The organism is Mesorhizobium sp. CA15, assembly GCF_020165215.1.
Taxonomy (GTDB): domain Bacteria; phylum Pseudomonadota; class Alphaproteobacteria; order Rhizobiales; family Rhizobiaceae; genus Mesorhizobium.
Map to the genome: position 1 here is coordinate 163,099 of NZ_JAIUHQ010000009.1, position 22,380 is coordinate 185,478.

General features: G+C 63.7%; 21 protein-coding genes and 1 pseudogene. 11 read left to right on the forward strand and 11 right to left on the reverse strand.

Going from position 1 to position 22,380, the window contains the following annotated elements:
* Positions 1-16: 16 nt before the first annotated feature.
* Positions 17-205, reverse strand: a pseudogene (locus tag LB515_RS16970) (YjhX family toxin); the annotation flags it as partial.
* Positions 206-349: 144 nt separating this feature from the next.
* On the reverse strand, positions 350-472 hold the full coding sequence (locus tag LB515_RS28175; RefSeq protein ID WP_263490311.1) for a hypothetical protein: 123 nt from the start codon (positions 470-472) through the stop codon (positions 350-352).
* A gap of 184 nt (positions 473-656) precedes the next feature.
* Between LB515_RS28175 and gatB the strand changes: the two genes are divergently transcribed.
* From gatB to LB515_RS16985, 3 genes are all read left to right on the forward strand, one after another.
* On the forward strand, positions 657-2,159 hold the full coding sequence (gene gatB / locus LB515_RS16975; protein WP_224708405.1) for an Asp-tRNA(Asn)/Glu-tRNA(Gln) amidotransferase subunit GatB: 1,503 nt from the start codon (positions 657-659) through the stop codon (positions 2,157-2,159).
* A gap of 2 nt (positions 2,160-2,161) precedes the next feature.
* Positions 2,162-2,650 carry a GNAT family N-acetyltransferase gene (locus LB515_RS16980; RefSeq protein WP_224708406.1) on the forward strand — a complete coding sequence of 163 codons (489 nt, stop codon included), beginning with the start codon at positions 2,162-2,164 and terminating at the stop codon, positions 2,648-2,650.
* A 132-nt stretch (positions 2,651-2,782) separates the two neighbouring features.
* Positions 2,783-3,481: an AIM24 family protein gene (locus LB515_RS16985; RefSeq protein ID WP_140541352.1), complete on the forward strand. Its 699-nt coding sequence runs from the start codon at positions 2,783-2,785 to the stop codon at positions 3,479-3,481.
* A gap of 29 nt (positions 3,482-3,510) precedes the next feature.
* On the opposite strand, the gene panC is transcribed toward LB515_RS16985, so the two are convergent.
* Both panC and panB read right to left on the reverse strand, forming a co-directional pair.
* Positions 3,511-4,362, reverse strand: a complete 852-nt coding sequence (panC, locus tag LB515_RS16990) for a pantoate--beta-alanine ligase (RefSeq protein WP_224532344.1) — start codon at positions 4,360-4,362, stop codon at positions 3,511-3,513.
* Entirely contained in the window at positions 4,359-5,198 is an 840-nt protein-coding gene (gene panB, locus LB515_RS16995) for a 3-methyl-2-oxobutanoate hydroxymethyltransferase (protein WP_224708407.1), read from the reverse strand. The genes panC and panB overlap by 4 nt, the downstream gene beginning before the upstream one ends.
* 272 nt (positions 5,199-5,470) lie before the next feature.
* Here panB and LB515_RS17000 point away from each other — a divergent pair, with 272 nt between their 5' ends.
* The 3 genes from LB515_RS17000 to LB515_RS17010 all read left to right on the forward strand — a co-directional run bounded on the left by LB515_RS17000 (position 5,471) and on the right by LB515_RS17010 (position 7,029).
* The gene (locus LB515_RS17000) at positions 5,471-5,869 is read left to right on the forward strand and encodes an NADH:ubiquinone oxidoreductase subunit NDUFA12 (RefSeq protein WP_224708408.1); all 399 of its coding nucleotides are present in this window, start codon (positions 5,471-5,473) and stop codon (positions 5,867-5,869) included.
* A 136-nt stretch (positions 5,870-6,005) separates the two neighbouring features.
* Positions 6,006-6,578, forward strand: a complete 573-nt coding sequence (locus LB515_RS17005; RefSeq protein ID WP_224708409.1) for a DUF2155 domain-containing protein — start codon at positions 6,006-6,008, stop codon at positions 6,576-6,578.
* A gap of 61 nt (positions 6,579-6,639) precedes the next feature.
* Entirely contained in the window at positions 6,640-7,029 is a 390-nt protein-coding gene (locus LB515_RS17010) for a hypothetical protein (RefSeq protein ID WP_224708410.1), read from the forward strand.
* Here the strand turns inward: LB515_RS17010 and aat are convergent.
* The 6 genes from aat to LB515_RS17040 form a co-directional block, all read right to left on the reverse strand.
* Entirely contained in the window at positions 7,020-7,637 is a 618-nt protein-coding gene (aat, locus tag LB515_RS17015; protein WP_095767610.1) for a leucyl/phenylalanyl-tRNA--protein transferase, read from the reverse strand. The genes LB515_RS17010 and aat overlap by 10 nt on opposite strands.
* A 12-nt stretch (positions 7,638-7,649) precedes the next feature.
* A complete protein-coding gene (gene accC, locus LB515_RS17020; RefSeq protein ID WP_224532345.1) occupies positions 7,650-8,993 on the reverse strand; it encodes an acetyl-CoA carboxylase biotin carboxylase subunit in 1,344 nt (447 codons plus the stop codon).
* Positions 8,994-9,012: 19 nt separating this feature from the next.
* Positions 9,013-9,477, reverse strand: a complete 465-nt coding sequence (accB, locus tag LB515_RS17025; protein WP_095767608.1) for an acetyl-CoA carboxylase biotin carboxyl carrier protein — start codon at positions 9,475-9,477, stop codon at positions 9,013-9,015.
* A gap of 26 nt (positions 9,478-9,503) precedes the next feature.
* Positions 9,504-9,938: a type II 3-dehydroquinate dehydratase gene (gene aroQ, locus LB515_RS17030; RefSeq protein ID WP_224532346.1), complete on the reverse strand. Its 435-nt coding sequence runs from the start codon at positions 9,936-9,938 to the stop codon at positions 9,504-9,506.
* 133 nt (positions 9,939-10,071) lie between these two features.
* Entirely contained in the window at positions 10,072-10,899 is an 828-nt protein-coding gene (locus LB515_RS17035) for a DsbA family protein (RefSeq protein WP_140842817.1), read from the reverse strand.
* Positions 10,900-10,957: 58 nt separating this feature from the next.
* Entirely contained in the window at positions 10,958-12,370 is a 1,413-nt protein-coding gene (locus LB515_RS17040) for a M48 family metalloprotease (protein ID WP_224634457.1), read from the reverse strand.
* Positions 12,371-12,553: 183 nt separating this feature from the next.
* Here LB515_RS17040 and LB515_RS17045 point away from each other — a divergent pair, with 183 nt between their 5' ends.
* Complete coding sequence (locus tag LB515_RS17045) at positions 12,554-13,702, forward strand: pyridoxal phosphate-dependent aminotransferase (protein ID WP_224708411.1); 1,149 nt, start codon at positions 12,554-12,556, stop codon at positions 13,700-13,702.
* A gap of 5 nt (positions 13,703-13,707) precedes the next feature.
* A complete protein-coding gene (locus LB515_RS17050) occupies positions 13,708-14,637 on the forward strand; it encodes a glutaminase (RefSeq protein ID WP_224708412.1) in 930 nt (309 codons plus the stop codon).
* 126 nt (positions 14,638-14,763) lie between these two features.
* Here the strand turns inward: LB515_RS17050 and LB515_RS17055 are convergent, their stop codons facing one another.
* Positions 14,764-17,706, reverse strand: coding sequence for a ribonuclease E/G (locus LB515_RS17055; RefSeq protein ID WP_224708413.1), 2,943 nt, complete (start codon positions 17,704-17,706; stop codon positions 14,764-14,766).
* Positions 17,707-17,798: 92 nt separating this feature from the next.
* On the opposite strand from LB515_RS17055, the gene LB515_RS17060 reads away from it, so the two are divergent.
* The 3 genes from LB515_RS17060 to LB515_RS17070 all read left to right on the forward strand — a co-directional run bounded on the left by LB515_RS17060 (position 17,799) and on the right by LB515_RS17070 (position 22,293).
* Complete coding sequence (locus tag LB515_RS17060; protein ID WP_176477023.1) at positions 17,799-17,936, forward strand: hypothetical protein; 138 nt, start codon at positions 17,799-17,801, stop codon at positions 17,934-17,936.
* 415 nt (positions 17,937-18,351) lie between these two features.
* The gene (locus LB515_RS17065; RefSeq protein ID WP_224708414.1) at positions 18,352-19,605 is read left to right on the forward strand and encodes an N-acetylmuramoyl-L-alanine amidase; all 1,254 of its coding nucleotides are present in this window, start codon (positions 18,352-18,354) and stop codon (positions 19,603-19,605) included.
* 231 nt (positions 19,606-19,836) lie between these two features.
* A complete protein-coding gene (locus LB515_RS17070; protein ID WP_140842825.1) occupies positions 19,837-22,293 on the forward strand; it encodes a penicillin-binding protein 1A in 2,457 nt (818 codons plus the stop codon).
* Positions 22,294-22,380: the final 87 nt, after the last annotated feature.

Sequence of the window (22,380 nt, forward strand, 5' to 3'; positions counted from 1 at the left end):
CCGGCGGCATTGGACATTAGCGATTGTCGAGCTCGGCGCGCACGAGCGCGAGCCCACGTCGGGTGATGCGGTAAGGACCGCCGTTGGTCGAAGAAACTGCCTTCTTGCGCCTCAACTTTCGGAAGAGTTCCAGGTCGAACCCCGGGTAGTGCCAGCCGTCGCGGGTCAGGCACAGGACCGAGGCGATCTTCCTGCTCTCGCCTTTTCCATTTCGATGCGCTGTTGCCAACGACGGGGCGCTTTCGGCCTTTAGGTCCTTTAGACGTACCGGATCACAAGCTTCACACTTTTGCAGGTGTTGCAAAGGTCTTTCTCGCGACAGAAGCCGCTCCGATAATCGCCGGCCAATTCACGGGTCTTGTGGTTTGCGTGCTGACGAACCGAGAGTGACGTTTGTCTGCGATGCAGTCATCGCATATCCCGTGCGGCGCACCTGCTTCACTAAAGCGGCGACATCTTCGAGGACGGTCATTGGGAACTCCCATGCTTTCCGGCAGGCATATAGGAGTCAGGTCGGCGCGACAACGCCGTCAAACGGCGCTGAATTTCGAACTGAGACACTACCGGCTTGGCGCTTGTCTCGTCGAGCAGTTTGGACTAGCGAATGCTTTCACTTTAAACGTGAAAGTCACGTTTCGCGAACTAGCAGGCCATCCATGAGCATCATCGACACCCGCACCCCCGACGCAAAACGCCTGATCCCTGGCGCCACCGGCGACTGGGAGATCATCATCGGGCTCGAAGTGCATGCGCAAGTGATCTCGGAGGCAAAACTCTTTTCCGGCGCCTCGACGTCGTTCGGCGGGGCGCCCAATGCCAATGTCAGCCTTGTCGATGCGGCGATGCCGGGCATGCTGCCGGTCATCAACGAGGAATGCGTCAAGCAGGCGATCCGCACAGGGCTCGGCCTGAAGGCCGCGATCAATCATAAATCGGTCTTCGACCGGAAGAACTATTTCTATCCGGACCTGCCGCAGGGCTACCAGATCTCGCAGTTCAAGCAGCCGATCGTCGGCGAGGGCAAGGTGATCGTCTCCGTCGGGCCCGACCGCCAGGGCGAGTTCGAGGATATCGAGGTGGGCATCGAGCGCCTGCATCTGGAACAGGATGCCGGCAAGTTGATGCATGACCAGCATGCGACCATGTCCTATGTCGACCTCAACCGTTCCGGCGTGGCTCTGATGGAGATCGTCTCCAAGCCCGACATCCGATCGGCCGACGAGGCCAAGGCATATGTGACGAAGCTGCGCACCATCATGCGCTATCTCGGCACATGCGACGGCAACATGGACGAAGGTTCGCTGCGCGCCGACGTCAACGTCTCAGTGCGCCGCCCGGGCGGCGCATTCGGCACACGCTGCGAAATCAAGAACGTTAACTCGATCCGCTTCATCGGCCAGGCGATCGAATCCGAGGCGCGCCGGCAGATCGCCATTCTGGAGGATGGCGGTAAGATCGACCAGGAGACCCGCCTGTTCGACCCGGTCAAGGGCGAGACGCGCTCGTTGCGCTCCAAGGAGGAGGCGCATGACTATCGCTATTTCCCGGATCCCGATCTTCTGCCGCTGGAATTCGACCAGGCCTATGTCGATGCGTTGGCGCAACACCTGCCGGAACTGCCCGACGACAAGAAGGCGCGGCTGATTTCGTCGCTTGGCCTGTCGACCTATGACGCCTCGGTGCTGGTGTCGGAAAAGCCGATTGCCGACTATTTCGAGAAGGTGGCATCCGGCCGCGACGGCAAGCTCGCCGCCAACTGGGTCATCAACGACCTGCTCGGCGCTCTCAACAAAGCCGGCAAAGACATTGAAAACGCTCCGCTTTCGCCAGAGCAGCTAGGCGCCGTCATCGACCTGATCAAGGAAGGCACCATCTCCGGCAAGATCGCCAAGGACCTGTTCGAGATCGTCTGGAACGAAGGCGGCGATCCGCGCCAGCTCGTCGAGAGCCGCGGCATGAGGCAGGTCACCGACACCGGCGCCATCGAGAAGGCCGTCGACGAGGTGATCGCCGCCAACCCCGACAAGGCCGAGCAGGCGCGCGCCAAGCCGACCATGGCCGGCTGGTTCGTCGGCCAGGTGATGAAGGCGACCGGCGGCAAGGCCAACCCGCAGGCGGTCAACGACCTCGTCAAGGCCAAGCTCGGCATCGAGGGCTAGCGATGTTCGTGCGGACGGCCAGCGAACGCGATCTCGCAGCCGTCCGTGCGTTGCTGGTCGAGACTTGGCATGCCACTTACGACGCCGTCTATGGCACCAAGCGGGTAACTGAAATCACGGATGACTGGCATTCGATCGCCTCGCTCAAGGCGCGGCTGGCGCGGCCGAATTCCGAGTTCCTGGTGGCTGACGACGGCAAGCGGCTCGGCGGCATGGCGTTCGCTGCCGCCACCACCGACCCGAAGATCGTCCTTTTGAACCAGCTTTACGTCCATCCGGCCTGCCAACGGCAGGGGATTGGCCAGTCGCTGCTCGATGAAGTTGAAGCCAGCTTTCCGGAGATGCATACGCTGCGCCTCGAGGTCGAAGAAGCAAATGCCGCGGCGATCGCCTTCTACGAGGCGAATGGGTTCCGCCCGGCAGGCAGAACCGCCGATTGCGGCGGCAACTCGGGATTGCCCGCGATGATCATGGAAAAAGGTTTCCGCTAGAGCGCCGGTGAGCGCGCCCATTCATCGCGCGGTTTTGATTTGATCGCGCCGACCCGCGTGGTCAAGGCTGCGCATCGCCGGTGTCCCGCTCTCCCACTAGCCAGAGGCGTCGCCGGCAAATGGGGGATTGCCATGCCGAGCTTGCCTGAACTGATGCCGACCGAGGTGTCGGACGAGACTTTTGGCGGCGTGACCTATCACGTCGCCGGAGAACTGGTGCCGGTGCTGTCGGTCGATGTGACCAACATGCCGGTTTATTTCGAGCACCATATCCTGCTCTGGAAGAACACCGCCATCACCATCGGCCTGAAATCGCTGAAGGGCGCGCTGAAGCGCATGATCGCCGGCATGCAGATATTCGTCACCGAGGCGTCGGGGCCGGGCATCATCGCCTTCAGCCGCGACGGACCGGGCCATATCGTGCCGATCCATCTTCGGCGCGGCGAGGAGATCCAGGTGCGCGAGCACCAGTTCCTCGCCGCGACCGCCAGCGTCGACTACACGTTCGAGCGCGTGCGCGGACTGGGAACGATGCTGTTTGGCCAGAGCGGCTTCTTCATCGACCGCTTCCGCGGCGAGACAGGCGACGGCATCGTCTGGCTGCACGGTTACGGGAATGTCTTCGAGAAGGTGCTGGCGCCCGGCGAGACCATCGACATCGAGCCGGGCGGCTGGCTGTTCAAGGACGCATCGGTAAAGATGGATACAAGGATCGACCGGCTTTCCAGCGGCTTCTTCGGCGCCGCCATGAATTTCGTCGTCAATCGCTTCACCGGGCCAGGCCGCGTCGGCATCCAGTCGATGTATCTGCATATGCCGTCGGAAGAGTAGGCGGCGAGCCTGATCGAACGAAAGTCCGATCAGGCGGAGGGAATTTCCACATTGTCGATCAGGCGTGTCGTGCCGAGCCAGGCGGCCGCCAGCAGGCGGCCGTCGCGGTCTTTCCGCCAGGAGCTGAGCGTCGCGGCTTCGCGCGCGGCGACATAGTCAACCTTCTGGAAGCCCGCGGAGACGAGGGACTTCGCTGCGGCATCGGTGGCGCCGGTTTCATCCGCGCCGCCCGCAAGCGCCGCCGCGGTGCGGCGCAGGATCACGTTGAGCTCGCGTGCTATGCCGAGCTCGGCTTCGCCCAGATAGGCATTGCGCGACGACATGGCGAGGCCATGGACGTCGCGCACCGTCGGCGCGCCGACGATCTCGACCGGCAGGTCGAGGTCGCGGCAGAGCTGCCTGACGACGCAAAGCTGCTGGTAGTCCTTCTCGCCGAACACGGCGCAATCGGGCGCCGCCTGCAGGAAGAGTTTTGCTACCACGGTCGCGACGCCGTCGAAGAAACTCGGCCTGAAGTCGGTTTCCAGGCCGCGAGAGGGGCCGCCCACCGAGATCTTCGTGGCGAAACCGGCTGGGTACATTTCGTTTACGCCCGGCGTGAAGGCGAGATGCGCACCCGCATCCCGCAGCCGGTCGAGATCGTGCGCCAGCTGGCGTGGGTATTTGTCGAGATCCTCCGTCGGCGCGAACTGGGCCGGGTTGACAAAGATCGAGACGACGCAGCGATCGGCCCGTTCGAGCGCGATCCTGACCAGTGAGATATGGCCGTCATGCAGCGCACCCATGGTCGGCACCATGGCGACCTTCAGGCCGGCCTGTCGCCAGTTCCTGACCTGCGTCCGAAGCGCGGCGACGCTGTCGACGACGATTGGCGCGTTCATGTGTCGTCCTTGCCGGATGCTGTCGTGAAAACGTGGTCGGGGCCAGGAAAGGCACGGCTGCGCACCTCGGCGGCATAACGGGCCGCCGCATTCGCGATCATGCTGCGCAAGTCGGCGTATTCCTTGACGAATTTCGGCACGCGGTCGACGGTCATGCCGACCATGTCGTCGATCACCAGGATCTGGCCGTCGCAGTCGGCACTGGCGCCGATGCCGATGGTCGGTATGGAAATGTGACGGGTAAGCTTCGCAGCCACGGCCTCCATCGTGCCCTCGATGACCACCGAGAAGGCGCCGGCTTTTTCCACTGCCTCTGCATCGCGCAAGAGCGCTGCGATATTGTCGTCTGTCCGGCCCTTGATCTTGTAGCCGCCGTCCTTCTCCACCGATTGCGGCTGCAGGCCGATATGACCCATGACCGGTATCCCTTCCGCGACGATTGCCGCGATCTGGGCTGCCATGTCGACACCGCCTTCGAGCTTGACCGCCTGGCAGCCTGTTTCCCCGACGAGGCGCCGCGCCGAAGCGACGGCCTGGGCGGCCGACGTCTCGTAGCTGCCCGCAGGCATGTCGACCACCACGCAGGCCTTGGCCGAGCCGCGCATCACAGCCTGGCCGTGCGCGATCATCATCTCCAACGAGGCGCCGAGCGTGGTGGCGTGGCCGTGCAGAACCATGGCCACGCTGTCGCCGACCAGCAGCAGGTCGACATGCGGATCGAGCAGGCGGGCGACAGGATAGGTGTAGGCGGTAAGGCAAACGATCGGCACGCCGCCCTTGCGGCGGCGAATGTCTTCGGCGCTGATCCGGCTGTCGGCGGACGGATCCCGGCTCAATCGTCACCTCCTCAAGGCGGGCCCCGAAAGGGGCGGGCCGAGATTTAGAAAGACGGGCGGCGCTTGGCAAGCCGCGCTGCCGCCAGCAGGGCAACTGCATCGATTTAATGCATGTCGCCCAGAATCGTGGAGCGGTTCTGGGACGACGACATGCATCAAGATATGAACGCATGGAGCATTTCCATTCGGGGTGTGGCAAAACCCTTGCCTTCGCGGTGACGTGACGCCATAAGCAGGGGAAAGGCGCAGCCGCTGCCGCCGCGAGGATTTGGATGAAGACTTTCCTGCTGCAGTTTTTCACCTGGTGGAACAGCCAGACGCTCGGCACCCGCTTGCACACTTGGCGCTTCGGCAAGCGGGTTGGCGAGGACGAAGCCGGCAACGTCTATTACGAGGGCGGCATCGATTCGGAAGGCCGCACGCGCCGGTGGGTCATCTATCGCGACTACTCGGAAGCCTCGAAGATCCCGCCGGGCTGGCATGGCTGGATCCACCACCGCGTCGACACCGCTCCCTCGAGCGAGAACTACAAGGCGCGTGAGTGGCAGAAGGAGCATCGGCCGAACCTGACCGGAACGCCCGGCGCCTATCGTCCGCAGGGTTCCATCCTGACCAACCAGCATCGCCCGCAGGTGACCGGCGACTACGACGCCTGGACGCCGGGGTCGTAATCCCTCGGATTGTAATCCAAGACGCCGCTTCGGTCCTTTGTCGCCACAATTGGCGTTTAGCTGCTTGCTGACTGCGCAGCCATGACTAGCCTTGGGCGTTGAGAGAATCACCCGGGCGCAACCACCGGTATTTTGCATGAGCTCTTTCGGCCACATCTCAAAGGCGCTGATCGCGGCGACGTCCGTTCTGCTTGCCTCGACAGTGGTGTTCGCCGCCGCGCAGGCGCCGGCCGCTGCACCTGCGGCCTCCGACCGCATCACCAATCCGGTGGCCGCGTTCGCCGGCATCGACAAGATCACCGGCCGCATCATCACCTTCGACGTCTATATCGACGAGACCGTTCAGTTCGGCGCTTTGCAGGTGACGCCTCGCGTCTGCTATTCGCGGCCGGACACGGAGCAGCCGAAGACCGATTCCTTCGTCGAGGTCGACGAGATCACGCTCGACCGCAAGATCCGCCGCATCTTCACCGGCTGGATGTTTGCCGAAAGCCCCGGCCTCAACGCCGTCGAGCACGCCGTCTATGACGTCTGGCTCAAGGGCTGCAAGCAGAAGTCGGACGTGCCGCCGCCGACCGCGGCCAAGGCCGACACAGGCAAGCCGAAGACCGAAGCCGCCAAGCCCAGGGCTGCGGCGCAGCCGGCGGACGCCGCGTCCGAACCGACTGACGCGGCGCCGGCACCGGACGACACGACCGACACCAACTGATCTCGGAACCTGCCCGCATTTGAGCCGTTCCAGATCGGCGACAGGCGAGGAGGATTCTGCGATGACCACCAGATCAATCACGGCCAACAAGCAGGAGCTTCTCGATATCGAGAAGGGCTTTTGGACAGGCGATTCCGCTTACTATGAAGCCAATGCCGATGTGGATTGCCTGGTGGCGTTCCCGCAGATGGCGCAGGCGATGACCAATGCCGATCTCGCAAAGACCGCCGCCAAGCCCAACAGATGGCGCGACCTCGACATCAGGTTGAAGGGCATGGTCGAGCCCGGCAGCGACATCGTCATGCTGACTTACGAGGCGCGCGCGACGCGCGAGAACGGCGAATCCTATGCTGCCCTCGTCAGCACCGGCTATGTCCATCGCGCTGACGGCTGGAAGATGATGTTCCATTCGCAAACGCCGATCGAGGCGGCAGCGCGGGCTCAAGGATAGAAGACGGCCTCGCCCTTCAGGGCCTCTGCGAGCAGCTTCTCATACTGGCCGCGAGGCACGTCGACAGCGCCGAAGCGCTTCAAATGCTCGGTCGTGAACTGCGTGTCGAGCAGCGCGAAGCCGCGCGCCTTCAGCCGCTCGACGAGATGGTAGAGACAGGTCTTCGACGCGTCGGTCTCCCTGGCGAACATGCTTTCGCCGAAGAACACGCGTCCGAGCGAGACGCCATAGAGGCCGCCGACCAGCCGTTCCTCGCGCCATGCTTCGACCGAATGGCAGTGGCCCAGGCGATAGAGCTCGACATAGGCTTCGCGGATCGGCGCGTTGATCCAGGTCGAGCGGCGCTCCTCGCGCTTTTCGGCGCAGCCGTCGATCGTCGCCTCGAAATCGAAGTCGTAGCGGATCTCGAACGGATGCTTGCGGATCGTCTTCTTCAGGCTGCGCGGTGTGTGGAATCCGTCCAGCGGAATGATGCCGCGCGTTTCCGGCCGCACCCAGAACACTTCCGGGTCGTTGGCGCTCTCGGCCATCGGGAAGACACCGGAAGCGTAAGCCCGAAGCAGCAGGTCGGTCGGAATGCGATAGCCTGGTGCGTAGGGGCGGGTCATCGCATCCCCGTGCTATTCACCCTTGGCCAGGTATTTTTCCAGCCAGTGGATGTCGTAGTCGCCATTGGCGATGTCGGGATTGCCGACCAGGTCGCGGAACAGCGGCAACGTCGTCTTGATGCCGTCGACGACGAATTCGTCGAGCGCGCGGCGCAGCCGCATCATGCATTCGACGCGGTTGCGGCCATGCACGATCAGCTTGCCGATCAGGCTGTCGTAATAGGGCGGGATTTTGTAGCCCGAATAGACGCCGGAATCGACACGGATACCGAGGCCGCCGGGCGTATGGAAATGCGTGATCGTGCCGGGCGAGGGCGTGAAGGTGCGCGGATCCTCGGCGTTGATACGGCACTCGATGGCATGGCCATTGAACTTGATGTCTTCCTGCTTGACCGACAGCCCGCCGCCCGAGGCGACGCGGATCTGCTCATGCACGAGGTCGATGCCGGTGATCGCTTCGGTCACCGGATGCTCGACCTGAAGACGCGTGTTCATCTCGATGAAATAGAACTCGCCATTCTCGTAGAGGAACTCGATCGTGCCGGCGCCCGAATAGCCGAGATCGGCGATAGCCCTGGCGCAGATGCCGCCGATGCGCGAACGCTCCTCGGCATTGAGCGCGGGGGAATTGGCTTCCTCCCAGACCTTCTGGTGGCGCCGCTGCAGCGAGCAGTCGCGCTCGCCGAAATGCACGCCTCGGCCGGCCCCGTCGCCGAACACCTGCACCTCGATATGGCGCGGCTTCTGCAGATATTTCTCGATGTAGACGGCGTCGTCGCCGAAGGCCGCCCCCGCTTCCGACTTGGCCGTCTGCAAGGCGACTTCGAGGTCCGCCTCGGTGTGCGCCACCTTCATGCCGCGGCCGCCGCCGCCGGCGGAGGCCTTGATGATCACCGGATAGCCGATCTCGGCGGCGACGCGCTTGGCTTCCTTCTCTTCGCTGATCGCGCCATCGGACCCAGGCACGACGGGGATGCCGAGACGCTTCGCCGTGCGCTTGGCCTCGATCTTGTCGCCCATGACGCGGATATGGTCGCCCGACGGGCCGATGAAGGTGATGTTGTGGGCCGCCAGGATATCGGCGAACTTGGCGTTCTCCGACAGGAAGCCATAGCCCGGATGCACGGCATCGGCACCGGTGATCTCGCAGGCGGCGACGATCTGGTGGATGTTGAGATAGCTTTCGCGGGACGGCGGCGGGCCGATGCAGACGCTCTCGTCGGCAAGCCGCACATGCATGGCGTCGGAATCCGCGGTCGAGTGGACCACCACCGTCTGGATGCCGAGCTCCTTGCAGGCGCGCAGCACCCGGAGCGCGATTTCGCCGCGATTGGCGATGAGGATTTTCTGGAACATCTCCTGATTGTTCCCGGCGCTACTCAAGAACCACCAGCGGCATGCCGTATTCGACCGGCTGGGCATCCTCGATGAGGATCGCCGTCACCGTGCCGGCACGCGGCGAGGGGATCTGGTTCATCGTCTTCATCGCTTCGATGATGAGCAGCGTCTGGCCTTCCTTGACCTTCTGGCCGACCTCGATGAACGCCTTGGCGTCGGGCGAGGGTGCCAGATAGGCGGTGCCGACCATCGGCGAGGGCACTGCGTTCTTGGACATATCGGCGGCCGCGGCTGCCGTTGCTGGCTGAGCCGCGGCGGTCGCCGGAGCCGCGGCGGGCGCCGGCAGCGCCGCTGCAACCGCATGGACGGCCTGCGCCTGGCGCGAGACGCGCACCTTGAGGTCGCCGAGCTCGACCTCGATCTCGGTCAGATTGGTGTCGTTCAGAATGCCCGCCAGATCGCGGATCAGCTGCTGGTCAACACCGTTCTTTTTTATCGACATTTTCGAGCCTTCTGTTTGGGGGTCGGTCACAGGCGTGCCGCCAGTGCCTGCAGCGCGAGCGTGTAGCCGAGCGGCCCGAACCCGCAGATCATGCCGACAGCGACCGGCGCGACCATGGAGACGTGGCGGAAGGGCTCCCGCGCGTGGATGTTGGAAAGATGGACTTCCGCGACGGGCAGCGGTGCTGCGGCGCGGATGGCGTCATGGATGGCGATCGATGTGTGGCTGTAGGCGCCTGGGTTGATGACGATGCCTGCCGCCTTCTCGCTGGCTTCCTGGATCCAGTCGACCAGATCGCCCTCATGGTTGGATTGGCGAAAATCGATCTCGAGCCCGAGCGCGGCGCCGGCCGTCTTGCAGTCCTCGGCGATGGCCGCAAGCGTCTTGCCGCCATAAATCCCCGGCTCGCGCTTGCCGAGCGCATTGAGATTGGGACCGTTGAGGACGAAAATCGTTTTCAATATGCCGACCTTGTTCTGCGCCGACCCCAAGCCGGCGCACTGGGCCTCTATAATGGGCATAGCCGCCCGCGAAAAGAGCGCAAGTGCGTTCTTTCGCTGTCCACAGCGGCCGGCTTTTACACCGCGGGCGCGCCTAGAGCGCGCTTTTTGCCTCTTCGATCTTTTCCGCCAGAACCTGCTGGCCGAGCGCTCCGAAGATCACCTCGTTGCCGACGACATAGGACGGCGTGCCGGTGATCGACAGTTTCGTCGCAAGATCATAGGTGCGCGAGAGCGTTTCGGCGATGCGCGGGTCCTTCATCTTCTCGCGCAGCGCTGCCTCGTCGGCGCCGAGCGAAAGCGCCACCTTGATCGCGGTCGCCTCGGTGGCGCGACCCTGGCCGCCGAGCAGCGCGGTGTGGAACTCACGATACTTCTCCGGATGCATCAGGTGGAACGCCATGGAGACGACGCTGGCCTTCTGCGAATCCGGGCTGAGGATCGGGAACTCCTTGAGTACGAAGCGCAGGTCCGGATCGGACTTGGTCAGCGCCTGCATGTCCTCGATGGCGCGTTTGCAGAAGCCGCAATTGTAATCGTAGAACTCGACGATCGTGACCTTGCCTTTCGGGTTGCCGACGACGCCGTCGAAGGTCGAGTTGAAGATCTCGTCCTTGGAGTTCTTGATGACGCCGAGCGCCGCGAGCCGCTGCTCTTCCTTCTGCTTGGCCTCGAGCGCGTCCTGCACCTCGAGCAGAACTTCCGGATTCTTCAAGAGATAATCGCGGATGATGCCTTCGACCTCCTTGCGATCGATCTTGGTATCGGCGGAGGCCTTGGTATCGGTGGAAGACGTGACCTGGGCGACTTGCACCGTGTCGGCCCTCGCGGGCTGCGGGTTTCCCGCCATGAAACCGAAAGCCAGCATGCCGAGCGCCACCGCCAGACCGCCGGCGCTGCCAAGCAGGATTGCCTTGTTCATATCGTCGTTCCTTTTGCCGGTTCCGGTCCGCCTTGGTCGCCGCCAGGGCCCGGGAGGTTCATTTGAGTTTGTTCGATGGCGTGTAGTTTATAATATCCTGCGCCCGGACCCAGCGGGGTTCGCCGCGCTTCAATTTCTGTTGAGCGCGCATGGCGAAGATCTTAGCGTTTTTGTAGTCGCCCGCATAATAGTGACCCTCGGCGGTGGCAAGATCGGCAGCCGGAATGTCGCCGAGCTCGCCATATGCCTGCGCCAGAAAACGATAGGCTTCGGAATTCTCCCTGTCCCGCGCGACGCCGTTGTTAAGCTGGGTGACAGCCTTTTTCAGCGAATCGGGCGTGCCGACCGCCATCAGCGACTGGCCGACCGAAACCAGCAGCAGGCCGGAGCGCGCGGGATCGAGGCTGGCCGCCTTGGCGTAGGCGTCCGCCGCGTCCTTCGGCTTGTTGACCTTCATCAGGATGTCGCCGCGCAGTTCGTGGAAATAGGGGTTCTTCGGTTGTTCCTTGATCAGCGCCGCCGTCTTGGCAAGCGCCGCGCCCGGATTGCCGTAAAGATAGGTCTGCTGCGCGTCGCCGTAACGCGAGGCGAGGCTGGTCGGGTTCTTGCGCATCAGCCGCGCGACGGCTGCCTGGCCCTGCATATAAGCCGCGATCTTGATGCGCATCATGTCGTGCCGCTGCTGCAGTGCCGGCGGGTCGACAGCGTTGACGAAGGGGCTTTGCTTGACGAGGACTTCGAGGTTGGCGATGCGCTCCTGCGGCATCGGATGGCTGATCCGGTAGGGATCGACCTGGGTGCCGGCGAGCGAAAGCGCGCTCTGGAAGCGGGCGAAGGTCTTCAGCATGCCCATGCCGGACTGGCCGGTGGCGTTCAGATAGGTGATCGCCGAACGGTCGGCGGTGATCTCTTCGGTGCGCTGATAGGCCAGGATCGAGCGCTGCGCCATCTCGCCACCGCCGGCGGCCACCCCCATGCCGGCGCCGGCAAGACCGCGGCTGTTGGTGGTGGCGCCGGCCACCATGGCGCCGGCGCCGAGCAGCGTGGCGATGATGGCCATGGTCTTGGCGCGGTCGAGCTGGTCGCGCAATTTCTCCTGGTGGCCGCCGGCGATATGGCCGGCCTCGTGCGCGATAACGCCGATGATCTCGTTCGGCGTTTCGGCGGTCACCAGTGCGCCGGTGTTGATGAACAGCCGCCGCCCGGTGACGAAGGCGTTGAAACTCTGGTCGTTGACCAGAACGATGTCGATGCCGTCATTGGCAAGCCCCGCCGCCTTGAAGATCGGCCGGGCATAATCGCGCACCAGCGCCTCGATCTCGGCGTCGCGCACCACCGGCACGCCTTGCGCGAAGGCACTGACCGAGCTCGATAAAGCAACGGTGGCGGCCAGCAGAATCGTCGCGAAGCCGCGCGCGGTTCGGCTGAGTGAGGTCGCTTTGCCAATTAACGGTCGGGGTCGGCTCAACATAGGTCCACTGGTAGACGAGCGGGCGAAAGATGAAAAGTCGGCGCCGGCAACTTCCTGCGCGCTTGTGATCCCCACATCAATCGGGCATTTGTGCGGCGCTGTCCCGTAACTAGGGCAGTTAGGGCAAGTCTGCTCTGGCTTGCGTCCAGAATTCGCCCAAATAGAGCAGTTGGAAGAGGTCAGATGGTCGTTTCGCTTTCGCGCCGCGGGGAAGTCGAGCCGTTCCACGCCATGGACATCCTGGCCGAAGCCAACCGGCTGAAGGCTACCGGCGTGCCCGTGGTGTCAATGGCGGTCGGCCAGCCGTCGGATCCCGCGCCGGTCGGCGTCCGCGAGGCGGCGGCCGCGGCTCTGCGGCATGGCCGCATCGGCTACACCGACGCCTTGGGTCTGGCCGATCTGCGCAAGGCGATCGCGGGGCATTACGGCGAGCACTACGGTATCGACGTCGCGCCATCGCGCATTGCCGTCACGACCGGCTCGTCGGCCGCCTTCAACCTGGCTTTCCTGGCCATGTTCGATCCGGGCGACCGTGTCGCCATCGCCGCGCCCGGCTATCCCGCCTACCGCAACATCATGGCCGCGCTCGGTATCGAGATCGTCGAGATAGAGCTCGGCTCGGATGCCTACCTGCATGCCGAGCACCTCAAGGCCGCCCATCGCGGGAAGCCGCTGAAGGGCGTGCTGTTCGCCAGTCCCGCCAATCCGACCGGCGCGGTGATTCCGGCCGATGAGCTTGCCGCACTGGTGAAGACTGCCGAGGAGCTCGGCATCGCCGTGATCTCCGACGAGATCTATCACAGGCTGGCCTACGCGGCGCCGGATGTCACCGCCCTGGCGCACGGCGCCGGCGTGACTGCGATCAATTCCTTCTCGAAATACTATTGCATGACCGGCTGGCGGATCGGCTGGATGGTGCTGCCGGAAGAGCTTGTGCGGCCGGTCGAGCGTGTTGCCCAGAGCCTCTATATCTCGCCGCCTGAACTGTCGCAGGTCGCGGCGATCGAGGCATTCAAGGCAACGCAGGAACTGGAAAAGGTGAAGGCGCGCTACGCCTGGAACCGCGACCTTCTGATGAAGCGCCTGCCGGAACTCGGCTTTGCGCTCGCCGCGCCGATGGACGGCGCCTTCTATGCGTTCTGCGATGTCACTCGCCACACCAACGACAGCATGGCCTTTGCGCGCAAGATGCTGGCTGAGGCGCATGTCGCGGCAACGCCCGGCCGCGATTTCGACCCGCTGCAGGGACATCGCACCATGCGCTTTTCCTATGCCGGCAGCCATGACGACATGGTCGAGGCGCTGGCTCGCATCGAACGCTGGCTGAAATAACCGCCATGCCGGAACTCGAGCAAGCACTGGCGGAAGTGGCCGCCGAAATGGCGGAGCGCACCGATCGCGGCGAGGTGGCGAGCTATATCCCGCAGTTGGGCAAGGTCGATCCGAAGAAATTCGGCATTGCCGCCGTGACCAATGACGGCCGCGTCATGCTGGCCGGCGATGCCGATCAGCCCTTTTCGATCCAGAGCGTCTCGAAAGTCTTCACGCTCACGCTGGCGCTGGGCAAGGTCGGCGATGCGTTATGGCATCGCGTCGGCCGCGAGCCATCCGGCAACCCGTTCAACTCGATCGTTCAGCTCGAGCATGAGAACGGCATCCCGCGCAATCCGTTCATCAATGCCGGCGCCATCGTCGTCTCCGATGTCCTGCTCGCCGGCCATCAGCCGCGCGAGGCGATCGGCGAAATCCTGCGTTTCATCCAGTTCCTCGCCGATGACGAGACGATCATCATCGATCGCGAGGTGGCGGCATCCGAGCGCGCCACCGGCCACCGCAACTTTGCCCTGGCCAACTACATGAAATCCTTCGGCAATCTCCATCATGCTCCCGAGCTCGCGCTGGGTGTCTATTTCCACCATTGCGCGGTTGCCATGAGCTGCCGTCAGCTCGCCATGGCCGGCCGGTTTCTAGCCAATGGCGGCAGGAACCCGGCGACCGGGCATTCGGTCGTCTCGGCCGAACGGGCACGCCGCATCGGCGCGCTGATGCTGACCTGCGGCCACTATGACGGTTCCGGCGATTTCGCTTTCCGCGTCGGCATCCCCGGCAAAAGCGGTGTCGGCGGCGGCATTCTCGGCATCGTGCCAGGGGTTGCTTCGCTGGCGGTGTGGTCACCCGGCCTCAACGAGAACGGCAACTCCAAGCTCGGCTCCATCGCTATGGAGAAGCTCGCCCGGATGATGAACTGGTCGATCTTCGCGCCGTAAAACAGCAAAGCGCTGGCGGTTTGCCACTCGGAGCTGCGCTGAAAAAGCAGCCGGCGAAAATGAAAAATCCCGCGCCTGATGGGGCGCGGGATTGTCTCAAAAGATCAGCCTAACGATATGACGAGCTTAGAAAAAACCCTTGCGCTGCCACCAGCCGGCGCGCTTCGGCTTCTCTTCGGTCTTGGCCTCGTCGGAGACGTTCGAAGACACGACGGGAACAACCGGCGCGTCGACTGACTGTGGCTTGCGCCGCGTCGGATGGGCGTTAGTGGCAGGCTCCGCCTCGGTGGCCGCGGGAGCGGCAGCGGCCGGCTCCGGCTGGACAGCCGGGGGCGCGACCTGAGCCTCGGCCACAGGCTCCGATACCGTCTCGGCCGCGGCTTCCTCAGCCACCTTCTTAGCCCTCGAACGGCGTGGCTTCTTCGGCTTTTCGACCGCCTCGGCATCGTCATTAGCCGCGGCGGGAGCAGCAGGTTCCTCGGCAGGAGCGGCCATCGCCGGCTCGCTTACGGCATCTTGGCCTTCAACCGGCTCACTCTCGATATCGCCCACGGTTTCGCTACCAACGGCCTCCGAAGCTTCGTCCTCACGTCGGTTGCGCTTGCCGCCGCGCTTCCCGCGCCGGCGCTTCTTTCCGGAACCGTCGTCGGCAGTGGCCGCTACAACCTCGCCGCCGGCGGTTGCCTCGTCGGCGGCCTCTTGCGTCAGATCGTCGTCATCGGTTTCGCCGGCTTCCATCGGCGCCGCCACGACGTCACCATTGTGCTCGCGGTCGCGATCCCTGCCGCCGCGCCGCCGCCGGCGCTTGCGCCGTTTGCGGTCACGGCCTTCGCCATCTTCGGACCGCTGCTGGTGCTGACCCTGCTGCGCCTGGCGCGGCTGTTCGGGCTGGACCGAGACTTCCTCCTCCGCTTCCTCGACGACGATCTCGTCCTCGGGCTCTTCCGGCTCGACATAGGCCGGCAGGCTGCGCACCTCGACGAAGCCTTCCGGCTTCTCGGCAATGGCGCCGCGGAAGATCGCGTAGTGCTGGGTGCCGAGCGTCTCGTCAGCCTCGATCGTGATGGTCAGGCCGAAGCGGGCTTCCAGCTCCACCAGGTTGGCGCGCTTATGGTTGAGCACATAGAGCGCGGTCGCCGACGGTGTGCGCACGATGATGTGGCTGCGCGAATCCTTGAGCAGGAATTCTTCGATCGCCCGCACGACCATCAGCGCCACGGAGGAATCGGAGCGCACATGGCCTGTGCCGCCGCAATGCGGGCAAGGCTTCATGGTCGATTCCAGCACGCTGGCGCGGATGCGCTGGCGCGACATTTCCATCAGGCCGAAGTGTGAGATGCGGCCTACCTGGATACGGGCGCGGTCGTTCTTGAGGTGATCCTTCAGCCGCTTCTCGACGGAGCGGTTGTTGCGGTTCTCCTCCATGTCGATGAAGTCGATGACGATCAGGCCGGCAAGGTCGCGCAATCGCAACTGCCGCGCGACTTCCTCTGCCGCTTCCAGATTGGTGTGGAGCGCGGTCTCCTCGATCGAATGCTCCTTGGTGGAGCGGCCGGAGTTGACGTCGATCGCAACCAGCGCCTCGGTCTGGTTGATGATGATGTAGCCGCCGCTCTTCAGGGTCACCTGCGGCTGCAGCATCCGGTCGAGCTGCGCTTCGATGCCGTTGCGCACGAAGATCGGCGTGGTGTCGCGGAATGGCTGAACCACCTTGGCGTGGCTCGGCATCAGCATGCGCATGAAATCCTTGGCCTCGCGGTAGCCGTCTTCGCCGGAGACAAGGATCTCGTCGATGTCCTTGTTGTAGAGATCGCGCACCGAACGCTTGATCAGGCTGCCTTCCTCATAGACCAGGGCCGGGGCCGAGGACTGCAGCGTCAGGTTGCGGACGTTTTCCCACAGCCGCATCAGATATTCGTAGTCGCGCTTGATCTCGGCCTTGGTGCGGCTCTCGCCGGCGGTGCGCAGGATGACGCCCATGCCCTGCGGCACGTCGAGATCGGCGACGACCTCCTTCAGCCGCTTGCGGTCCTGGGCGTTGGTGATCTTGCGCGAGATGCCGCCGCCGCGCGCCGTGTTCGGCATCAGCACCGAATAGCGGCCGGCAAGCGACAGATAGGTGGTGAGCGCCGCGCCCTTGTTGCCGCGCTCTTCCTTGACCACTTGCACTAAAAGGATCTGCCGGCGCTTGATGACTTCCTGGATCTTGTACTGGCGACGCACCGGCTTGCGGCGGTTGCGGATTTCCTCGAGCGCGTCCTCGGCGCCGACCGATTCGACCTCGTGCTCGTCCGAATGCGAGGCCGAGACGTCCTCCAGCATGCCGCGATCATCGTCGCTGGCGGTGGCTTCGCCGCTCTGCTGACCCGCCTGCGGCATCGCCTCGGAAATCACGTCGGCATCGATGCTCGCGGCAATCGAAGTAGGGCCGCCTTCGGAAGGCTTGCCATTGTCGTCGTCCGTGGCGTCATCTCCGCCAGCCTCGGCGGCGGGTCCTTCAGCCGCTTCCGATACGGCCTCGACGGCCTCGGAGGCTGTTCCGGCATTTTCTGCCGGGATAGCGGCGGTTTCGCCGGCGGCTTCCTCGCCCTCGGCAACCTCAGCGGCGGTGTCGTCAACGGCTATTGCTTCGGCCGGGCTTTCCTCGTTCTCGGAGGAAGCGTGCTTGTGCTCGCCGCGGTCGCGGTTCTTGCCGCCGCGCCGGCGGTTGCGCCGGCCGCCGCGGTCGCGCGCCTGCTGCTCTTCGCCGTTCTCGGTCTCCTCGTCGTCTTCGTCCTCGGCCTCCTGCGCCTCGGCGCGCAGCAGAGCCTGACGGTCGGCGACCGGGATCTGGTAATAATCGGGATGAATTTCGCTAAAGGCGAGAAAACCGTGACGGTTGCCGCCATATTCGACAAAGGCTGCCTGAAGGGACGGTTCGACGCGGGTTACGCGGGCGAGGTAGATGTTTCCTTTGAGCTGCTTTTTGTCCTGGGATTCAAAGTCGAATTCTTCGATGCGGTTACCGCGAACGACAACAACGCGTGTTTCCTCCGGGTGGGAGGCGTCTATCAGCATCTTGTTGGGCATTATTTTGTTTCCTGCCGGCAGCCGACGGCCGCAGCTGGCGTGGCAATGCCCGCCGCTGTGCGCCTGTATCTGTGTGCATGCCGGATAATTGAATGTCCGCCGGCCGCCGCTTGAGCGCAATGGCGGTGCCGCCCGCAGCCATTACGGCGCGGTTTGATGCGGACCTTTCCATGATTGCGCTTGAAGCCATCGGCACCCGGCAGAACCTTTTGAACCAAAGCCCGGGCTAAGCCGGACCAGCTTGTTTGCTCATAAAGAGCCGGCGCGGGACAATCCCGGCCGTTTTCCTCACGCAAGCGATTCCCCCGCCACGAGGGCACGCCTGCGAAAATCGTCGCGACCACCTGAGCCTGGAAGGATAAAGGAGCCGCCTTTGCATCCAGCCTTTGGCAGGAAACTGCTGAGGCGAGCGGTTCCAGGATTGCAGTGATCCAATGTCGCTTTTATGATTTGGCGGGATGGAAGGCAACCCCGATTTCGGATGCCGGCAAAAAGCGCTTCCCTTGGGGAAGGCGCCTTCGTCCGCCCTATGAAAGGCTTGGTTAACCTTCTCTGAATACCAATCGTTAATCGAGTTGGCGGCCTGACAGGCATTCTGCGAGAAGACCGGGCGCAATGCGTCAAACCGGGAGCGACGGATAAGAGATGGGATTGGCGGGCGCCGCAGACAAGAGAGGTGGGGCCGCCGGGCATCTCCTGCGCGTGACCTGGACTGGCTTGCTGCTGGCGGTCCTGTCCTGTTTCGCCGCCGTGCACGCCGAAACCTTGCTTGGCGCGACCGGCTACAAGATGGCCGGCGACGCCGCGAAGATGCGCATCGTCGTGAATTTTGACCACGAGCCGGACGTCAAATGGTTCCTGCTGCGCGGTCCCAATCGCCTGGTCGTCGATCTGCCGCGCACGCGATTCGCGCTCGACGCCAAGGATGTGAAGCCGCGGGGTCTTGTACGGGCCGTTCGCTACGGCGATCAGGGACATGGCTCGCGCCTGATCCTCACCGGCAAGGGCCCTTTCGTCGTCGACAAGCTCGACGTGCTCAAGAATGACGACGGCAGCGGCTATCGCATCGCCATCGATATGTCGGCTGCCTCCGAGCGGGAGTTCGACGAAGCTCTCGCCAACCAGTCGCTGACCACTGGTTCGACGGTTTCGACCGAAAAAGGCGAACGGGTCGGCACCGGACCGGTCTCGGCGCCCGGCCATCGCTTCACGGTGGTTATCGATCCCGGTCATGGCGGCGTCGATGGCGGCGCCGAAAGCTCCGCCGGCACGGTCGAGAAGGACGTCACGCTCGCTTTTGCCAAGGAACTGCGCGACAAGCTGGCCGCGGTCGGCAAATACGATGTCTATATGACGCGGGACAACGACGTGTACCTGGCGCTCGACGAACGCGTGCGCATCGCGCGCCAGCACGAGGCCGATCTTTTGATCTCGGTCCATGCCGATACGATCGCCGTCAAAGGTCTTCGCGGCGCGACGGTCTACACGCTTTCGGACAAGGCTTCCGACCCGGAGGCCCAAGCGCTCGCCGATCGCGAGAACCTGTCCGACCAGTTTGCCGGAATGAAGATCGAGGACGACAACAAGGAAGTCACTGACATTCTGATCGACCTGATCCGCCGTGAGACCCATGGTTTCTCGATGAGCTTCGCCCACACGCTGGTCGGTCAGCTGTCGACCAGCGTCGGCATGATCAACAATCCGCAGCGCTCGGCCGGCTTCAGGGTGCTCAAGGCCCCGGACGTGCCGTCCGTCCTGGTCGAGCTCGGCTACCTCTCCAATAACAAGGACGAGGCGCAACTGCTGAACGCCGACTGGCGCGGCAAGGCGGCGCAAAGCATAACCAACGCGGTTGCCCTGTTTGCCGCCGCCAAGGCTGGAACCGCGACGGGCGGCTGACCCGCCGGACCTGGCCCGCAACCGCCGCACGTCTGCAACCGCAAGCAGCGTTGCATGACGACAACACCCGGCGTTATTATTCGGCAACCGAGTCCTCAAATTTCGCGCTGCCGTATTTTGTCCACATGGCCGCTACATGGGTTTTTCGATTGCGGATTGGGACCGCCCCGGGAAGCTTGCGCGACTGTCGGCTTCGTTTAGGAAATTCCCGAACCTCGGACTGGAGCGGGCATGATTCGTCTCATCGGCTATTTCTTTGGCATCGGCACGACGCTGGCGCTGCTGGTGGCGGCCGGTCTTGCCATCTATATCAGCCATCTGACCAAGGACCTGCCCGACTACGAGGTTCTGGCCAAATACGAACCGCCGGTGACGACGCGCATCCATGCCTCCGACGGCGCGCTGATGGCTGAATATGCGCGCGAGCGGCGTCTCTATCTGCCGATCCAGGCCATCCCGGACCGCGTCAAGGCCGCCTTCATGTCGGCCGAGGACAAGAACTTCTACAACCATCCGGGCATCGACATCACCGGCCTTGGCCGCGCCATCGTCGTCAACCTGCAGAATTTAGGTTCCGGCCGGCGCCAGGTCGGCGCCTCGACGATCACCCAGCAGGTGGCGAAGAACTTCCTGCTCTCTTCCGATCAGACCTATGAGCGCAAGATCAAGGAGATGATCCTGGCCTTCCGCATCGAGCAGGCCTATTCGAAGGACCGCATCCTCGAGCTCTATCTCAACGAAATCTTCTTCGGCTTCGGCGCTTATGGCGTCGCGGGCGCCGCGCTCACCTATTTCGATAAGTCCGTCAACGAGCTGACAGTCGCGGAAGCCGCTTATCTCGCCTCGTTGCCGAAGGGCCCGAATAACTATCACCCCTTCAAGCACGCCGACCGTGCCCTGGAGCGCCGCAACTGGGTCATCGACCAGATGGTCGAGAATGGCTACGTCACCCGCGAGGAGGGCGACAAGGCCAAGGCCGAACCGCTCGGCGTGACGCCGCGCCGCAACGGTTCCTACCTCTTTGCCGGCGAGTACTTCACCGAGGAAGTCCGCCGCCAGATCATCGCGCGCTACGGTGAGAATGCGCTTTACGAGGGCGGCCTGTCGGTGCGCACCACGCTCGATCCGAATGTCCAGCTTATCGCCCGCAAAGCGATGCAGAACGGCCTGCTCAAATACGACATGCTGCGCGGCTATCGCGGTCCGGTGACGCATATCGACGTCACCGGCGACTGGGGCGTGCCGCTCGGCAACGTGAAGGGTCTCGAGGATGTTCCGGAATGGACGCTGGCCGTCGTCCTCGACAGTTCGGCAACCGGGCTGACCATCGGCATCCAGCCGACGCGGCAGATTTCCGGCGATCTGGTCAAGGAGCGCGTCCAGGGCACCGTCAGCAAGGAGGACATGGGCTTCGCCATGCGCCACTTCGTCAACGGCAAGTCCGTCAGGGCGAAGTCTCCGGCGGAAGTGCTGGAGCCCGGCGACGTGATCTTCGTGCAGAAGAACGACGGCTCCGACAACACCTACATGCTGCGCCAGGTGCCGGAGGTCGAAGGCGGCCTCGTCGCCATGGATCCGCATACCGGCCGCGTGCTGGCCATGGTCGGCGGCTTCTCTTACGCGCAGTCGGAATTCAACCGCGCCACACAGGCGATGCGCCAGCCCGGTTCCTCGTTCAAGCCGATCGTTTATTCGGCGGCGCTCGACAATGGCTACACGCCGGCTTCGGTGATCATGGACGGCCCGATCACCATCCAGAGCGGCAACACCACCTGGACGCCGAAGAACTATGACGGCACGGTCGCGGGCCCGGCCACCTTGCGCTCGGGCATCGAAAAGTCGCGCAATCTGATGACCGTGCGGCTGGCCAACGACATGGGCATGAAGCTGGTCGTGGAATATGCCGAGCGCTTCGGCGTCTACGATCATCTGGCGCCCTATCTGCCGATGGCGCTGGGCTCGGGCGAGACAACCGTCATGCGCATGGTGTCGGCCTATTCGATCATGGCCAATGGCGGCAAATCGATCAAACCCTCGCTGATCGACCGCATCCAGGACCGTTACGGCAAGACGGTGTTCAAGCAGGACGAGCGCGGCTGCGAAGGCTGCAATGCCACCGAGTGGAAGAACCAGACCGAGCCGGAGCTGGTCGATAATTCCGAGCAGGTGCTCGACCCGATGACGGCATACCAGATCACCTCGATGATGGAGGGCGTCGTGCAGCGCGGCACCGGCGCCACCATCGGCGAGCTCGGCCGCCACATCGCCGGCAAGACCGGCACGACCAATGACGAGAAGGACGCCTGGTTCATCGGCTTCACCCCGAACCTCGTTGTCGGCCTCTATATGGGCTACGACACGCCGCGCGGCCTTGGCCACGGCGCCACCGGCGGCGGCTTGGCGGCTCCGATCTTCAAGGACTTCATGCGCGTTGCGCTCGACGGCAAGCCGAACACCGACTTCCAGGTTCCCGACGGCATGAAGCTGATCGCAATCAACCGCAAGACCGGCATGCGTGCCGCCGAAGGCGATCCGAACACCATCATCGAGGCTTTCAAGCCTGGCACCGGTCCGGCTGACAGCTACTGGGTGATCGGCATGGGCGCGGATGGCTCGAACGGTTCGGGCGGAGCGCTGTCGCCGCAGGCCAACCAGGCCATCCAGGACGGCGGCGGCGGCCTCTACTGACGTTGCCGGATTTGGCGAATCGGCCGGCAGGGTGGTGCCGGCCCATTTCGCTTTACAGGCAACGATGCCGTGCCTATGTATCGCGCC

Bases quoted from the DNA above. Each gene is read 5' to 3' on its own strand.
- LB515_RS28175 (WP_263490311.1), bottom strand. From the start codon at position 472: ATGACCGTCCTCGAAGATGTCGCCGCTTTAGTGAAGCAGGTGCGCCGC.
- LB515_RS17010 (WP_224708410.1), top strand. From the start codon at position 6,640: ATGACCACCAGATCAATCACGGCCAACAAGCAGGAGCTTCTCGATATC.
- accC (WP_224532345.1), bottom strand. From the start codon at position 8,993: ATGTTCCAGAAAATCCTCATCGCCAATCGCGGCGAAATCGCGCTCCGG.
- accB (WP_095767608.1), bottom strand. From the start codon at position 9,477: ATGTCGATAAAAAAGAACGGTGTTGACCAGCAGCTGATCCGCGATCTG.
- LB515_RS17005 (WP_224708409.1), top strand. From the start codon at position 6,006: ATGAGCTCTTTCGGCCACATCTCAAAGGCGCTGATCGCGGCGACGTCC.
- LB515_RS17070 (WP_140842825.1), top strand. From the start codon at position 19,837: ATGATTCGTCTCATCGGCTATTTCTTTGGCATCGGCACGACGCTGGCG.
- aat (WP_095767610.1), bottom strand. From the start codon at position 7,637: ATGACCCGCCCCTACGCACCAGGCTATCGCATTCCGACCGACCTGCTG.
- LB515_RS16980 (WP_224708406.1), top strand. From the start codon at position 2,162: ATGTTCGTGCGGACGGCCAGCGAACGCGATCTCGCAGCCGTCCGTGCG.
- LB515_RS17040 (WP_224634457.1), bottom strand. From the start codon at position 12,370: ATGTTGAGCCGACCCCGACCGTTAATTGGCAAAGCGACCTCACTCAGC.
- LB515_RS17060 (WP_176477023.1), top strand. From the start codon at position 17,799: ATGTCCGCCGGCCGCCGCTTGAGCGCAATGGCGGTGCCGCCCGCAGCC.
- gatB (WP_224708405.1), top strand. From the start codon at position 657: ATGAGCATCATCGACACCCGCACCCCCGACGCAAAACGCCTGATCCCT.
- LB515_RS17050 (WP_224708412.1), top strand. From the start codon at position 13,708: ATGCCGGAACTCGAGCAAGCACTGGCGGAAGTGGCCGCCGAAATGGCG.
- LB515_RS17045 (WP_224708411.1), top strand. From the start codon at position 12,554: ATGGTCGTTTCGCTTTCGCGCCGCGGGGAAGTCGAGCCGTTCCACGCC.
- panC (WP_224532344.1), bottom strand. From the start codon at position 4,362: ATGAACGCGCCAATCGTCGTCGACAGCGTCGCCGCGCTTCGGACGCAG.
- LB515_RS17000 (WP_224708408.1), top strand. From the start codon at position 5,471: ATGAAGACTTTCCTGCTGCAGTTTTTCACCTGGTGGAACAGCCAGACG.
- LB515_RS16985 (WP_140541352.1), top strand. From the start codon at position 2,783: ATGCCGAGCTTGCCTGAACTGATGCCGACCGAGGTGTCGGACGAGACT.
- LB515_RS17065 (WP_224708414.1), top strand. From the start codon at position 18,352: ATGGGATTGGCGGGCGCCGCAGACAAGAGAGGTGGGGCCGCCGGGCAT.
- LB515_RS17035 (WP_140842817.1), bottom strand. From the start codon at position 10,899: ATGAACAAGGCAATCCTGCTTGGCAGCGCCGGCGGTCTGGCGGTGGCG.
- LB515_RS17055 (WP_224708413.1), bottom strand. From the start codon at position 17,706: ATGCCCAACAAGATGCTGATAGACGCCTCCCACCCGGAGGAAACACGC.